The sequence below is a fragment of the Candidatus Saccharimonas sp. genome, from assembly GCA_015256915.3.
GTDB lineage: Bacteria > Patescibacteriota > Saccharimonadia > Saccharimonadales > Saccharimonadaceae > Nanogingivalis.
Map to the genome: position 1 here is coordinate 503,693 of CP076101.2, position 14,952 is coordinate 518,644.

11 protein-coding genes and 5 tRNA genes are annotated in these 14,952 nt (G+C 34.5%); 6 read left to right on the top strand and 10 right to left on the bottom strand.

The features are described 5' to 3' along the window. Positions 1-63 precede the first annotated feature (63 nt). Positions 64-2,298, top strand: a complete 2,235-nt coding sequence (locus HXL38_002560; GenBank protein QWB90849.1) for a DUF11 domain-containing protein — start codon at positions 64-66, stop codon at positions 2,296-2,298. 76 nt (positions 2,299-2,374) lie between these two features. Here the strand turns inward: HXL38_002560 and HXL38_002565 are convergent, their stop codons facing one another. Beyond that, the gene (locus tag HXL38_002565; GenBank protein QWB90850.1) at positions 2,375-3,226 is read right to left on the bottom strand and encodes a bifunctional 5,10-methylenetetrahydrofolate dehydrogenase/5,10-methenyltetrahydrofolate cyclohydrolase; all 852 of its coding nucleotides are present in this window, start codon (positions 3,224-3,226) and stop codon (positions 2,375-2,377) included. A gap of 97 nt (positions 3,227-3,323) precedes the next feature. Between HXL38_002565 and HXL38_002570 the strand changes: the two genes are divergently transcribed. Next, on the top strand, positions 3,324-3,875 hold the full coding sequence (locus tag HXL38_002570; GenBank protein ID QWB90851.1) for a hypothetical protein: 552 nt from the start codon (positions 3,324-3,326) through the stop codon (positions 3,873-3,875). 55 nt (positions 3,876-3,930) lie between these two features. Here the strand turns inward: HXL38_002570 and murB are convergent, their stop codons facing one another. The 4 genes from murB to HXL38_002590 form a co-directional block, all read right to left on the bottom strand. Next, complete coding sequence (murB, locus tag HXL38_002575) at positions 3,931-4,977, bottom strand: UDP-N-acetylmuramate dehydrogenase (GenBank protein QWB90852.1); 1,047 nt, start codon at positions 4,975-4,977, stop codon at positions 3,931-3,933. A gap of 52 nt (positions 4,978-5,029) precedes the next feature. Continuing rightward, positions 5,030-5,106 (bottom strand) — tRNA-Arg (locus HXL38_002580). A 42-nt stretch (positions 5,107-5,148) separates the two neighbouring features. Continuing rightward, on the bottom strand, positions 5,149-6,741 hold the full coding sequence (locus tag HXL38_002585) for a glycosyltransferase family 39 protein (GenBank protein ID QWB90853.1): 1,593 nt from the start codon (positions 6,739-6,741) through the stop codon (positions 5,149-5,151). A gap of 51 nt (positions 6,742-6,792) precedes the next feature. After that, positions 6,793-8,064 (bottom strand): serine hydroxymethyltransferase, encoded by a 1,272-nt coding sequence (locus HXL38_002590; protein ID QWB90854.1) that lies wholly within the window; start codon positions 8,062-8,064, stop codon positions 6,793-6,795. Positions 8,065-8,214: 150 nt separating this feature from the next. On the opposite strand from HXL38_002590, the gene HXL38_002595 reads away from it, so the two are divergent. Next, positions 8,215-9,744, top strand: coding sequence for a UDP-N-acetylglucosamine 1-carboxyvinyltransferase (locus HXL38_002595; GenBank protein ID QWB90855.2), 1,530 nt, complete (start codon positions 8,215-8,217; stop codon positions 9,742-9,744). Positions 9,745-9,772: 28 nt separating this feature from the next. On the opposite strand, the gene HXL38_002600 is transcribed toward HXL38_002595, so the two are convergent. The 3 genes from HXL38_002600 to HXL38_002610 form a co-directional block, all read right to left on the bottom strand. Then, the gene (locus HXL38_002600) at positions 9,773-10,192 is read right to left on the bottom strand and encodes a hypothetical protein (protein QWB90856.1); all 420 of its coding nucleotides are present in this window, start codon (positions 10,190-10,192) and stop codon (positions 9,773-9,775) included. A 93-nt stretch (positions 10,193-10,285) separates the two neighbouring features. Further along, positions 10,286-10,362, bottom strand: a tRNA-His gene (locus tag HXL38_002605). A gap of 45 nt (positions 10,363-10,407) precedes the next feature. Continuing rightward, complete coding sequence (locus tag HXL38_002610) at positions 10,408-10,875, bottom strand: hypothetical protein (protein QWB90857.1); 468 nt, start codon at positions 10,873-10,875, stop codon at positions 10,408-10,410. Between the two features lie 79 nt (positions 10,876-10,954). Here HXL38_002610 and HXL38_002615 point away from each other — a divergent pair. The 3 genes from HXL38_002615 to HXL38_002625 all read left to right on the top strand — a co-directional run bounded on the left by HXL38_002615 (position 10,955) and on the right by HXL38_002625 (position 11,874). Next, positions 10,955-11,029: transfer RNA gene (locus tag HXL38_002615), tRNA-Gly, on the top strand. Between the two features lie 110 nt (positions 11,030-11,139). Continuing rightward, positions 11,140-11,216, top strand: a tRNA-Arg gene (locus HXL38_002620). 581 nt (positions 11,217-11,797) lie between these two features. Next, positions 11,798-11,874 (top strand) — tRNA-Lys (locus HXL38_002625). Positions 11,875-11,935: 61 nt separating this feature from the next. Here HXL38_002625 and HXL38_002630 read toward each other — a convergent pair. Both HXL38_002630 and HXL38_002635 read right to left on the bottom strand, forming a co-directional pair. Further along, positions 11,936-14,305 carry an ATP-dependent Clp protease ATP-binding subunit gene (locus HXL38_002630; GenBank protein QWB90858.2) on the bottom strand — a complete coding sequence of 790 codons (2,370 nt, stop codon included), beginning with the start codon at positions 14,303-14,305 and terminating at the stop codon, positions 11,936-11,938. Beyond that, entirely contained in the window at positions 14,302-14,769 is a 468-nt protein-coding gene (locus HXL38_002635; protein ID QWB90859.2) for a hypothetical protein, read from the bottom strand. The genes HXL38_002630 and HXL38_002635 overlap by 4 nt, the downstream gene beginning before the upstream one ends. Positions 14,770-14,952 lie beyond the last annotated feature (183 nt).

The following is a 14,952-nucleotide window of genomic DNA, read 5'->3' on the forward strand; positions in this document are numbered from 1 at the left end:
TATGATGATACTAATAATAAATTCTAATAAGTGGAGATTAGAAGGGAGAAAATGAGGGACCAAATGAAAAAACTCATTAATTTTATTAAAAACCATTCAATAATCTCTGGTTCAGTTTTGGTGGCAGCAATAGCTCCAGCCCTAGTTTGGGCTTGGGGTCCATCTCGGCCATCATTCACTATTGAAAAACCAGCAGATTATATTACATTTAACTCAATCACAAATAACCCTGTGATTGGCGGAGACGAAAAAGATTTCGTTGGAATCCGTGAAGTTGGCTCAAACGCAAAATGGACAAACAATATGAAAGTCCAAAATGGCAAAGAATATTACGTTCGAATGTACGTTCACAACAACGCGGCTTCGAACTTAAATCTTGTTGCCGAAAACGTGGTAGCAAAACTTAACGTTCCAACAACAACAGCAAAAAATGTGACTGTTCAAGGTCAGATTTCGGCTTCAAATGCAAAGCCTAACACAGTTTGGGATGAAGCAACTTTTTCAAGTGATAATGACTTTAACTTGGCTTATGTTGCTGGTTCTGCCCTTTTCGAAAATAACGGAATGGGTACAACTAAACTTCCAGACAGTATCGTAAATAATACTGGGGCAAAACTTGGATATGATAAACTTGACGGAAAAATCCCTGGATGTTTCCAATATGCAGGCTATGTAACCGTTAAAGTTAAAGCTCAAGTTAGCCAACCGCAAGAAAAAAATAATATCGACCTTGCGAAAACAGTTCGAAATAAAACAAATGGCGAAAAATCTTGGGTTGAAACTGCAAACGCAAAATCTGGCGACACAGTTCAATTCCAAATTCACGCTAAAAATACAGGTTCTACAGGAATTCAGAACTTAGTAATTCGCGATATTCTACCAAAAGGTTTGAATTATGTTGCAGGCTCAACAAAGCTCTACAACACATCAAATCCAAAAGGATTGAAAGTTAGCGACAATGTCATTCAAAATTCTGGAATCAATATCGGTTCATATCAACCAAATGGCGACGCTTATGTTCGGTTTGACGCAACTGTTTCAGCTGAAAATAGTTTACCAGTTTGTGGAGATAACACTTTAACTAACATCGCTCAAGCAAGTGACCAAAAAATTGTTAAAAACGACACTGCAAGCGTAAAAGTTACAAAAAAATGTGAAACTCCTAAAAATCCAATTTACAAATGTGAAGCTTTAAGTTTGAACATTGTTCGAAAAGACGAAAAACAAATTACTTATGCGGCTGACACAAAATATTCAGTAAAAGACACAGAGTTTACTGGCACAAAATATGTAGTAAAAAATTCAAAAAATGAAGTTGTTGCCGAAAAAGTTGTAAATGGTGGAACTAAATTCGAAATTACCGTTCCAAACAATGTGAACGAAAAATACACAGTTACTTCAACAATCATCACTAAAAACGGTGAAAATTCAAATGCTAACTGTGAAAAATCTTTCGAAACTAAAGCTCCAACACCAATTCCATCTAAACCAGAATTAGTATGTCGAAATATTACAATTAACCAAATTTCTCGAACAAAATTCGAATTTAACACTTCTTATACTGTAAATAACACAACATTCGTTGGTGTTAAATATATCGTAAAAGATCAAAGTGGTAAAGTCGTAATTGAGAAAACTGTAAATAACGGCTCAAAATTGACGCTCAACATTGAAATTGTTGGTAAATTCACAATTTCTTCAACAGTTATCACAAAAGATGGCGAAAACTCAAATTCAAATTGTGAAAAATCTTTCGAAGTTAAACGTGAAGAGAAACCTTCAATCCTTATCAAGAAAACTGTAAATAATCAGAAAAATACTAAAGTTGAAGCGAATACTGATTTTAACTACGAGATTACAGTTTCGAATAACGGAAATGTTGATTTGAAAGATGTTGTTGTAACCGACCGTGCACCAGCAAATATCACTTTTGTAAGTGCAGATAACGGTGAAATCAAAGATAATACTTTAACTCTAAAGATTAGCTCTTTGAAAGTTGGTGAAAGTAAAACTATTACAATTAAATCACAAGCAACAGCAACAGGAATAACTACCGTAAATACAGCTTGTGTAGATACACCAACAATTCCTGGTGATAATGATGGTTGTGATAGCGCGAAAGTGGAAGTTCCAAAGAAACAAACTCCACCAACACCTACACCAAACAACCCAACACCAAATATTCCAACAGAATTGCCACAAACTGGTGCAAATAGTATTTCTGCAATTCTTGGATTAACTTCGATGGTGACCGCCTTTGGTTACTACTTTACTAGCCGAAAAGCTGCAAGATTCTAAGCTGACCGCTTCTCAATGGAGCGATCAAGCTTCAAATCTAAAAAAATAGACTTCCACTTGGAGGTCTATTTTATTTTTATAAATCTTGCTGGCCTTTTTTATCAGCAATTTTTCTTGCTGCTATAATTACATTATCAATTAGTGAAGCCACCGTAAGCGGACCAACACCACCCTTCACAGGGGTAATTATTAAGTCTTTTCGAAAATCACGAACTTCTTCAGCTACATCGCCTTTAATTTTGCCATTTTCGCTTGCCGTTCCGGCGTCAACAACCACAGCTTTATTTTTTAGCATTTCTGAAGTTATTAAATTTGGCTTTCCAACAGCTGTAATTACCACATCAAAATCTTTAAGTTGTTCTTTCATTTCTTTCGAATTAAATTCATCAAATTTCGAAACTGGCACACCAGAAGCCTCAAGCATTTTTGAAAGTGGTGCACCTACAAGTTTACCTTGACCAACAATAGCAACTTTTTTATTCTCTAACGAAATATTATACCCCGCTAAAAGCCAATTTATCGCCTGGGCTGTGGCTGGCACAAAAGCACCATCATTCAAACCGTCAACATCTTTTTCTTTAGATATTTCTGATAAAATTTGCTCAGTTTCTTCTTTCGAAATTTTCTTACCATTTATATCTTCAAGTGGAAGCTGAACAATAATTCCATGAATATTTTCATTAAGATTTGCTTTCTGGATTTCTTTTTTCATAAATTCAACAGCAACTTTTCTCCGTTCAACCTCGATTAAAATATCTTCACCATATTTTTCTTTAAGCCGCATATAAGTTTCAGTTACAGGATTTTTCGAAGAGTAAAAAATTAATAATTTTGGAAAAACCCGCCAACTTTGCCGCAAAGCCCGCACTTGCTTAGCTTGACGCTCTTTAATAAAATCGCGGAGTTCTGCACCATCTAAAATTCTCATTCTTTTATTATACGCAAATATATTGAAAAATTCAATTTTTTAATATATAATTTAACATATAATCATTACAGAAGTTAATCAAAGAAAGGATTTTTGAATGTATAATTATAATAGCTACCACACATATAGGTACAAAAATTACAGCCATAGCGCAGATGATGAAGCTATTGCTGGAATATCTATTGCATTCTTTTTAATTTTCGTGCTAGTTGCTGCAGTTATAGGATATGTTATTAGCTCTCTTCTATACATGCTAATTTTTAAAAAGGCTGGAATCGATACCAAAAAAGCTTGGATTCCTTTCTATAACAGATGGACGTTTTTCGAACTTGGTGGACAAGAAGGTTGGAAATCTCTTTTAACTTTCGTTCCTTATGTTGGACTAATAATCTCATTAGTTTTCGAAGTTCTTGCAGTTATTGAGATTAGCAAAAAACTAGACAAATCACCTGCCTGGTCTGTTCTTTTCATATTTGCAGCCCCTATCTGGTTCTTAATTCTTGGCCTAGATAGTTCTCGCTGGAATGATATAGCCGGTAAAGAAAGCCTTGCAAAAGGAACTATACTTGGTTATAAAATCGTAGAAGAAGAGAAAGAAGCAGAAGAAGAAAAAACTCCTGAAGCCAAAGAAGAAAAAACAGAAGAATAATTCTTTTTTAAAAATTAAAACGACATTCGATTCAAGAATGTCGTTTTAATTTTTATTAAATCTCCAGTGGTTCTTGTTCAATTTTTAAACCAAATTTTTCAAAAACTCTATCCTGAATTATTTTTCTTGCTTTAGCCAGCTCATCATAGTTTTTAGCTGAAATATTTGTTAAAACTAAAGCATTCTCTGGATGAACTTTTATTCCAAAAAATTCTTTTCCCTTCAATTCCACTTGTTCAATAAGCCAGCCAGTTGCAATTTTGTATTTTTCACCCACTTCAAAGAGTGGTACATTTTGATATTTTTTGCGAATCTCTGCAGCTTTCTCTTTCGAAATTATTACATTCTTGAAAAAACTTCCAGAATTCGGAATTTCCTCTGGGTCTGGCAATTTTTTTGAACGAATTTCAGCCACCATGTTCATTACATCTTTCGCTGTTAGATTTTCTTTATTTTTGCCAATATTCTCAAGTTTCTCCTTTAAAACCTTATATTCAGGCATTTCTGGTTTAGATTTTGAAAGCTTCAAATTTACCGAAACGATAAAATATTTTCCTTTAGCATCATTCTTAAAAATACTATCACGGTAGGCGAATTCACATTCACTTTTTAATAAAGTTTTGATTTCACCAGTTGAGATTTCGAAAACTTTAACACTTTTTAAAATATCAGCAATTTCCTGGCCATATGCACCAACATTTTGGATTGGTAGAGCTCCAACCGTTCCGGGAATCATCACCATTGCTTCACAACCGCTAAAACCTTCCGAAACTGCAAATTTAACAAAATTATGCCAATTTTCACCAGATTTTATGCGGAATTCAATATTCTCATCATTTTCGAAAACCTTTTCAAAACCTTTAATTTCATTTTTTATCACTATTCCTGCAAAGTTTTGATCCTTCACAATCGTGTTGCTTCCGCCGCCAAGAATAAAAATCGGCAAATTATTTTTTTCTGAAAACTTAATCGCATTCTTAAAATCTTCGATATTTTTTACTACTGTAAAAAAATGAGCTTTTCCACTAATTTTCATAGTCGTAAGTTTACCAAAATCAATATTTTGCTGAATTTTTAGATTTTCGAAAATTATTTCCTTCATATAAATCAATTATATCATAAAAAATAAAACCCGCCAAAAGCGAGAAGATCTATGGTACACCCGGCAGGATTTGAACCTACAACCGCCTGGTTCGAAGCCAGGTACTCTATCCAGTTGAGCTACGGGTGCTTAATAAATAAATTATACCACACTTTTTTTATTTTGTGAAGACTATTTTTTAATAAATTTTAAAATTTTATATAAAGAATCACCGTTTAATGAATTGTTATAATCCATTTCTTTTGAAAAATTATAACCAGCAATTGGTGATTTTTTATCAGCGCTATTATATGGGGAAATTATAAAAAACTCTTTATTTTTCAAAAAACTACTATCATTTTCAATCTTTGGCGTGTAATCAGCTCGAATCATATCGCCAGAACGATAAATTGGTGGTTCGCCATAAAACCAAATTTTACTTTCATTATTGGAATATTGTGCTGCTGAATAATATAAAAATCCGCCAACAGCAATTGCTGCATTATTTTTTTCATTTCGAACCTTTTCAATCGCTTGCCGAATTTCAGTAATTTCTCCACCATTTTTAGAAATACCCTTTTGTAAATTAAGCTGAAAAATTCCAAAAATATGCGAAAAAATAATCAAAATAATCAATAAAATTGAAATGCTCTTTTTATTTTCAAAAAATTTAACCGCAATAATTGCCATTAAAATCGACACAAAAACTTCAGCCATAAGTAAATATCTGTCAACAAAAATTGAACTAAATGGTGGTAAACTTGCGATATAAAGCAAAAATATAGGAATCACTGAGACTGAAAAAATCAGCCAAAAAATACTATTATTTTTTTTGCTCCTCCACTTTTCGAATGTAAAAAATACAATAATCAGAAGAATAACCATAGCCATCAAAGATAGCCAACCGTTAGTTTTGCTAGCATCAAGATAAAAAAAGAAATTCGATACCATATTTGATATTGTTGTAAAATCAAGTGCAGGAATCCAGAACTTAGCTTTAACATAAGTAGCTTGCGAAACAAAAAATGGAACCCAAGGAGTATATAAAAATGCGATAATCAAATGTGAAGACAGCCATTTTTCAGCAAAAAAATTACCAAAAAACTGTCCCGTACTATTCTTCTGCTTTTGAAATTTCAAACAGCTAAAAAGATGAAATCTATTGTTCTTTTCTTGATTCTTCGAAATATAAACTGCTCTAAAAATCCATAATGAAATTGGAATCAAAGCATAGAGATACTGCGTCCAAATTCCAGCGCAGACAGTAATAATATAAATTATTCGCCATTTTTTCTTACTTTTCATCGTATTTTCGGCAACCCAAGCTTCATAAAAGGCCCTCACCGTTAAAACACTCAAAAATGCTACCATAGTATACATTCTAGCTTCCTGCGAATATCTAATTAGCATCGGTGAAATTGCAAGAAAACCGCTTGCCAATAGTGAAATTTTCTTATTATAGAGTCTTTTTACCAAAAAATATGCCAAAATTATAGTTAAAATACCAAAAAATACAGATAGACTCCTCAATGCAAAGTCGCTAGAGCCGAAAAATACACTCCAAATCTTCAATAAAAAATAGTAAAGCGGTGGATGAACGTCAACAGATGTGTAATGCCAAATCTCAGCAAAATTAAAACGAATTATGTAAGCCGAAAAAGCCTCATCGAACCAGATTGAGGCTTTCGAAATTGTTAAAAAAACAAGGGTTAAAAATCCTGAAATAATTCCCAGAAAAGCAATTTTAGAGCGGCACTCTTTAAATCTCGAAAAAACCATACCCATGATAAATCTATTATATCATAGCTTTTAGCTTTTCGAAATATTAAAAATTACCTATAAATCGCTTGGTAGCGGAAAATTTCTAGCAAAATCTGCAACTTCTCTTTTAATTTCGGTAAGTTTTTTAGAATCTTCACGGTATTTAATTGCAAGATCCATCCATTCAGCAATTTTTGCCATCTCGATTTCCTTCATTCCACGCGAAGTTACAGCTGGCGTTCCAAGTCGGATCCCGCTTGGTGCGAACATAGACAAAGTATCATTAGGAATCGAATTAGCGTTTAAAGTTAGGCCAATTGCATCCATTGCGCGTTCGGCAGTTTTCCCATCAATTCCAAAACTTGCATAAATATCAACTAAAATTAAGTGATTTTTTGTACCTCCGGTCACAAGTTTAAAACCTCTTTTCGAAAGCTCTTCAGCCAAAAAATGAGCATTCTTTACTACCTGTTGAGCATAAATTTTAAATTCAGGCTGAAGTGCTTCATAAAAAGAAATTGCTTTTGCCGCAATTGAGTGCATTTGTGGGCCGCCTTGAGTTCCCGGAAAAACACTGCGATCAATTAAAGTTGGTAAATTTTCAAGAGTTTTTTCTGGTTTTTTGAGTGGATTCCCCACTTTTCCATTCGAAAGAATCATTCCGCCACGAGGGCCACGGAGGGTTTTATGTGTTGTAGTTGTCACAACATTAAAACCATACTCAAATGGGTTTTTCGAAACACCTCCAGCAATCAATCCAGCGATATGTGCTACATCCGCCATCAACATTGCTCCATATTTTTTGCCAATTTCAGCAATTTTAGCATAATCAATTTCGCCAGGATATGCAGAAAATCCCACAAGAATAATTTTTGGCTTATATTTTTCAGCTAATTCTTCAATCTGCTTATAATTAATTTCACCATTTTCATCTAAGCCATATCGCACAAAATTATAAATCTTACCACTACGCGTTACTGGTGAGCCATGTGTTAAATGACCGCCCTGAGATAAATCCATACCTAAAACCGTATCGCCAACTTCTAGCCAAGCATTATAAACCGCCTCATTAGCATTTGCACCACTATGTGGTTGGACATTCGCATGATCACAATTAAAAAGCTGTTTTGCGCGTTCGATCGCTAAACTTTCAATGATATCAGTATTCTCCTGACCGCCATAATATCTTTTCCCTGGGTAGCCTTCAGAATATTTATTCGTTAAGACCGAGCCAAGCGCCGCCAATACTTCTCTTGAAACATAATTTTCACTTGGAATTAATTCCAAGCCTTCTCGCTGACGATTTTCTTCATTTTCAATTACGTCAAAAATCTTTTCATCAAACATAAAAAACTCTCCTTAAAAATTAAACTTTTTGAAACTAAAAATATAAAAAACCGTCGCTATATCATATTTTTAAGTATACCATATTTTTTAAAAATAAAAAAATTCTTAGAAAACTTGTTTTTATTATACCATAAGTGATATAATTATTTTATGAACGAAGAACAAGCCTATTTAGAAAAAATCGGGAAGCTTATTCAAGAATCCCGCTTACACAAGAATTTAACTCAAGTTGAGCTTGCTGAAAAAATTGGTACCTCACAAAGCGCAATCAACCGAATTGAAAGCGGTAAGCAAAATATAACTATTGAAATGCTTGCAAGGATTTCAGAAGAACTTTCGAGCGAAATTATATCTGTCAATTCAAATAAGAAAACTAATTTTCGTGTTCATGGTGGCCGCGAACTTTCTGGTGAAATTGAAGTTAAAACTTCAAAAAATGCCGCCGTCGCTCTACTTTGTGCTTCTCTTTTAAATAAAGGAAAAACGATTCTTCGCCGCGTTGCTCGAATTGAAGAAGTTAATCGAATTATTGAAGTTTTAAATTCGATTGGCGTAAAAACTAAATGGCTAAATGATGAAAATGATCTCGAAATTATACCTCCTAAAGAATTATCTTTCGAAAATATGAATATTGAATCCGCCAAAAGAACACGTAGTATTCTAATGTTCCTTGGTCCACTTCTTCACCAATATTCAGACTTCGAAATACCTTTTTCTGGTGGGTGTAATTTAGGAACACGCACAGTTGAGCCACACCTTTCTGGATTAAGATATTTTGGCGCAAATGTTACAGCACAAACTGATTTTTACAAAGTTTCGAACAAACCAAAAAAAGTTGAGAAGCCAATACTTTTGACCGAGCGCGGAGACACAACAACCGAAAATATAATTATGGCCGCAGCACTTTCTGGCCAAGAAATTACAATTCGAAATGCTAGCCCAAACTATATGGTGCAAGATTTATGTTTCTTTCTCGAAGAGCTTGGCGTTAAAATTGAAGGAATTGGAACAACAACCTTAAAAGTTCATGGATTAACAAAAATCGAGAAAGATGTTGAATATTATGTAAGTGAAGATCCTATTGAATCTTTAACTTTCGTGGCGGTTGCGCTGGTTACAAATTCTGAAATCACTATCAAACGTGCGCCAATCGAATTCAACGAACTTGAACTTGCAACCCTCGAACAAATGGGTGCGAATTTTGAAATTAGCCCCGAATATTTTTCGAAAAATAAAAAAACGCGCCTCGTGGATATCAAAGTTAAAACATCAAAACTTCATGCCGCAAAAGATAAAATTCACGCGCTACCATTTCCTGGTATAAATATGGACAATTTACCTTTTCTTGGATTAATTGCAACTGTCGCGGAAGGTCGAACCTTGATTCATGACTGGAGCTACGAAAACCGTGCAATTTATTTTACCGAGCTCTCCAAGCTAAATGCCAAAATTGAACTTGTTGACCCGCATCGTGTTTATATTTCTGGCCCAACAAAATGGAAACCTGCAGACGTTATTGCGCCAAGCGCCCTTCGCCCAAGTGTTGTAGTTTTAATCGCAATGCTCGCTGCGCCAGGAATTTCAACCTTGCGAGATGTTTACAATATTAATCGCGGCTACGAAGATTTTGCAGAAAGATTAAATTCACTCGGCGCAAAGATCGAAACTTTATTTTCATAGTTAAAAAGACTCCCAAATTGGGAGTTTTTCAATTATTAAATCCTTTGTGCAATTCACAATAATTTATCGTATTTTCAAGAATCGAGTTCGCAGCAGGAAACTCAAATGTTGATCTATCTTCAAGTTTTTTAACAAGAAAATAAATAAACTTCAAGTTAAATTTGATACAAGAAATCCCGCTCGGTTTTTCACCACTCAAAATTTCGAAGATTGTTAGAAGTTCAATATCGACATCAGAGCTTTCCGCTCCACAGTCCTCTTCAAGCAGAACTTCAGCAGCCTGAATTAGTGAACTTTTAATCGCCTCCAAGAGATTATTCTCATTTTGATCATCAAGACTACTGCAAAAGCTTGGGTGATGAGCCCTAAAACAATCAAGAGTATCTTGAAAAGCCTCATCCATCTTTTTTGATATGATTTCTGTAAGGTTCAATTTAAATTTAGCCATTTTTATTCCTCCTTGGCAAAAAATCTATATAATACTATATCATACTTTAAAATTTTAGTCAAATAAAAAAAGAGCCTTAAGCTCAAATTTACTTGGGGCGAATGATGGGGTTCGAACCCACGGCCTCCGGTGCCACAAACCAGCGCTCTAACCAGCTGAGCTACATCCGCCACAACTTCAACCATTTTAACACATTAAAACCTGAAAATCAAGCTTTAAAATTTTGGCTTAATTTGTGGGCGAAAACTTTGCGCAACATTTTGAGAGCTTGAAGTTTGCGAGCTGTAAAAACCCGCTATTCCGGTTTGCTGAACCTCGCCGAGACCACTTTTCGTCATTCTTATTTTTGTCGACCGATCAATCTGATCATTCGAAAGTGTATTTTTTTGTCTATTTAGATTTTGCTGAAAATAATTTGAAGCCCTTTCTTCTCTTTTGGCTCTAATCTGATCAAGAGCCGATCTTAAACTTTCCATTTTAGTTTTTTGTGCCATCCTTAATTGACCGAGTTGAGAATCTCGATATGAGCGTACTTTCGAATTTCTATAATCAATCGCTTGGCGCTGTGCAAAACTTTGTGAGCTTGCAGCGCCAATTCTTCCACCAGACTGAGCTTTAGCGTATCCGCTAGAATGAGAAACTTCTTCAAGACTTGATTTTACAACATAATCATTTAATTTCATAATACTATATTAGCATAAACGTATTATTTTTTCAAAAAAGTCTTGCTTTTATAAAAAATGTTTGTTATAATAATCTCATGCGGGCGTCGTATAACGGCTAATATACCTGCCTTCCAAGCAAGTGATGAGAGTTCGATTCTCTCCGCCCGCACCATTTGATCTTTTTTGTTTTAGCACAAGCCTCCATTTTCTGGAGGTTTTTGCTTTTAGAAAAATAATCATATAGACTTTTTTAAAAAAACTTGATATAATTGTTCTAGGTACGCCCCCGTAGCTCAGTGGATTAGAGTAAGAGGTTTCTACCCTCCTGGCCGTAGGTTCGAGTCCTACCGGGGGTACCAAATTATTTTATTTTATGGAAATTATCTTTTACTCAATATCATTTATTATCGGCATAATTATTGCCGCTTTTCTTTTAACTATATTTTTTTGGCGCACCGTATGCCCCAACATATAAATCAGATCTTTTCAAACTCTTCGAAACAATAAATCTTTCTAAAGAAGACGTCCTCGTAAATATCGGTTCTGGTGATGGAGTTGTTTTAAAAGTCGTAAACAATTTTAATGCAAAAACTATAGGTTTTGAAATTAACCCTTTTCTGGTTATAATTTCAAAAATTAAACTTAGAAAATATCAAAACTACCAAATTTATCTTAAAAATTTTTAGAAAGCCTTCCCGATTTCAAACATTACTGTATTCTATACTTTTGGCTACGCCGAGAGGATTGAAAAAATGCTAAAGCTTGATCAAATTCAGGCAAATTTTTAAAAATACCTCCACTTTTTATTAACTATGGTTTCGAAATTAAAAATTTAAAACATTTTAAAATATCAGGCACACATTATATTTACAAAATTCAGCCAAAAAAATAATCAAAAAGTCTTTTTTTTCACAATTAAATATGCTATAATGTGAATATTGGGCCAGTAGCTCAGCCGGTTAGAGCACCTGCCTCTTAAGCAGGGTGTCGAGGGTTCGAGCCCCTCCTGGCCCTCCAAAATTTGAAAAAAATAAATCAGCAAGAATATCTATCTGCTGATTTTTATTTTATATTAGCTTTACCGAACTATCTCTGGAGTAATTTCAATGTTCGAACCAGCTTGAGCTTCGCCGGAAAGCATTTTTCGTGCGATAGTGTTTTCCACAACTCGCTGAATAACTCTTCTCATTGGTCGAGCGCCAAGTTTTGGATCATAACCCAGATTTGCAAGCAATATTTTAGCTTCTGGCGTAACAGAAACTGTAATTTTTTGACCAGCAAGAGTTTTATTTACTCCAGCAATCATCAAATCAATAATTTGCATCAGATTTTCTTTTGTAAGTGGTTCGAAAACGACAATTTCATCAAAACGGTTGAGAAATTCAGGGCGAAATTCACGACTTGCAATTAAGTCATTTACAATAATTTCTTCAGCGCTTGTCGAATCATAACCACGAGAAATCAACTCTTGAATTCGCTCAGAGCCAGCATTTGATGTTGCAATAATAATCGCATCTCGAAATGAAACCTCACGGTTTTTTTCATCCCTCAAAATACCTTCATCTAAAACCTGCAAAAGAGCAGTTAGAACATTTGGGTGAGCTTTTTCAATTTCATCTAAAAGAACAACCGAGAAAGGCTTTTTCATCATTTGAGCAGTTAGAGAACTCGCATCACGCGCACCATCTGCAATCAATCTTGAGACATCTTCAAGATTTACAAACTCATTTAGATCAAGACGAACAATATTATTTTCACCATTAAAATAAACTTCTGAAAGTGCCTTTGAAAGCTCTGTTTTACCAACTCCAGTTGGGCCAAGAAATAGAAATGTTCCAATCGGTCTGTTTTGGTTTCGAACACCAGTTCTCGCACGGCGCAAAGCATTTGCCACAGCCGAGACTGCTTTTTCCTGGCCAACCATTCTGGCGTGTAATAAATCTTCAAGGTTCAATAAAGTTTCTTTCTCTTCATTAACATTTGCAGTGGCGATTTTTACATTCATTGTTTGCTCAATCGCTTTTTCAACTGAGCTCGCCGTTACAATTTTATTATCGGCAAACCCTGCCGCCATCTCTAACAAGCGCACCGCCCGCCCTGGCATTTCTAAATCAAATACATATCTTTCGCTTAGTTTAAAAGCTTCTTTAAGTGCTTGAAACTGATAAAACACACCATTTTGATGTTCGAAAATCAACAACTTGTCTTGCATAACTGCCAGTGTTTCATCATAATTAGCTGGTTTAACTTGCAACCTATTCATTGCCTGAGCAAGTGCTGGGTTCTTTGCTGAAATTTGCAAAAATCTCTGTTCATCAAGAGTTAAGATTAACCTTAAAGCACCAGCCTGAATGATAGGAAGAAGTAAATTCGAAACATCAACCGAACCAACACCATCTTCAAAAAATAGCTGAGCATTATCAAGACAAATAATTATATTTTTAGCAGCATAAGCTTCATTCAAAACATAATTCAGCAAATTTTCTATTTCACCTCGCCCCGGTGCTGCCGCAATCAAAGATGCAGCATCAAGAGAAACAACCTGTCTAAATTTTAAATTTGAAGGGATCTTCTCACTACCATTTGCAATTTTTGCAGCGAAAGAATTTACAACAGTAGTTTTACCAGCACCATCAGCACCAATCAAGGCAATATTCTGCTTTCCATTGCTACTGAACTGTTCAATCATTTTCAAAACTAAATCTTTATGTTGCTCTAAATTTGAAGACATTAAAATATTGTTCGAAACCTGATTTGTAATATTCACTCCAAAACGATTCAAGGTTGGAGTATAGCCAAACGACCAATCGCGGGCGATTCCACCAGTTTTCATTGGAATTTTAGATTGACTTATTAGTGAAAAAATATGATCATGCCACAAAACACCACGTTCTAAATCTTCAAAGTCAAGATAAAACTGCGCAAGAAGCGTTTCATAATTCGGAAAATTTCGAATTATTGCAAGAGTTAGAACCGAACCAGAAACGGTTTTAGTTTTTAACTTTTGCTGAATTTGTAGTGCAGTTTGAAAAATATTTTCAGGTGAATTTTGCGGAATCTGAACCAAACTTTCAATCGTAGTTTTTCCAAGTCCAAAACGTGAGACAATAAACTTTCCGCCGGAACTTTCTAAAACTACTTTTGCTATCTGCTCGCTTGTTGGATTTTTCGAAAGTTTTCCTAAAATATTACTAGCTAACCGTCCTTCAATATTTAAATCTTTTGTTGGCTCCAGCCTATGAAGTTCTCCATTCCACCAATGAACTAAAATTGTGATTATTGATGAAAATGCTAAAATTAACCAGCCAAGATTCGAATCCATTAACATTAAACAAAATCCACTCAAAATTCCAACAATTTTTAGAATCTTAAGTAGGAACAAAAACCCCCTAAGCCCGTTCATTAAACGGGATTTTTTTGCGCGCAAATTATTGTAATCAAAAATCATAAGAACCAACTCCTTTTTGTTTTATTTGGTTTAACTTCTTTTAACGGAGCATTTTTTTGCAAATTTTTAAAATCGTCCTTAATTTTTGGAATAATTTTTGGTGTCCAACCAGTTGTAAAAATTACAGCAAGGATAATTGGTAAAACTGGTGAAATCAACCATAAAATTAACATTATTAGACCCCAAATTGCTTTAAAGCTAATAAAAAATACACCAATTATCATTATTATTGTTCGCAAAAAAGCACCAATGAACCGAGAAAAAAGCTTGTCAAAAAACTTCTTGATTCGAACTTCAACTGAAGCGTTCGAAACACCTAAAGCATCAATTTGCCGAAAAGGTGCAAACCAAGTTTTTATTAAAAGACCAAGCGAAAAAGTATCAATCGAGCGTTCGATTCCATCTAAAATCTTCTCAGCACGCCAAGCCAGCCCTTTCCCATACCACCAAGTTAAAAAAGACATAAACATAATTAAATTATACACAAATCTGCAAATTTTTACAAGCTCGCACCAACCGAACTCGCCAAAAAAACAAAGCAGGATTAATTCTTCAAAAAACTCTATAAACTTTCATATACATATTTTCCCTACCACTTTTTTTATATTATATGTTATAATTATATTATCAAGTCCAATAGGAGGAAC

Coding starts and splice junctions, on each gene's coding strand:
- HXL38_002585 (QWB90853.1), bottom strand. CDS start 6,741: ATGGGTATGGTTTTTTCGAGATTTAAAGAGTGCCGCTCTAAAATTGCT.
- HXL38_002635 (QWB90859.2), bottom strand. CDS start 14,769: ATGTCTTTTTTAACTTGGTGGTATGGGAAAGGGCTGGCTTGGCGTGCT.
- HXL38_002595 (QWB90855.2), top strand. CDS start 8,215: ATGAACGAAGAACAAGCCTATTTAGAAAAAATCGGGAAGCTTATTCAA.
- HXL38_002600 (QWB90856.1), bottom strand. CDS start 10,192: ATGGCTAAATTTAAATTGAACCTTACAGAAATCATATCAAAAAAGATG.
- HXL38_002590 (QWB90854.1), bottom strand. CDS start 8,064: ATGTTTGATGAAAAGATTTTTGACGTAATTGAAAATGAAGAAAATCGT.
- HXL38_002570 (QWB90851.1), top strand. CDS start 3,324: ATGTATAATTATAATAGCTACCACACATATAGGTACAAAAATTACAGC.
- HXL38_002610 (QWB90857.1), bottom strand. CDS start 10,875: ATGAAATTAAATGATTATGTTGTAAAATCAAGTCTTGAAGAAGTTTCT.
- murB (QWB90852.1), bottom strand. CDS start 4,977: ATGAAGGAAATAATTTTCGAAAATCTAAAAATTCAGCAAAATATTGAT.
- HXL38_002630 (QWB90858.2), bottom strand. CDS start 14,305: ATGATTTTTGATTACAATAATTTGCGCGCAAAAAAATCCCGTTTAATG.
- HXL38_002560 (QWB90849.1), top strand. CDS start 64: ATGAAAAAACTCATTAATTTTATTAAAAACCATTCAATAATCTCTGGT.
- HXL38_002565 (QWB90850.1), bottom strand. CDS start 3,226: ATGAGAATTTTAGATGGTGCAGAACTCCGCGATTTTATTAAAGAGCGT.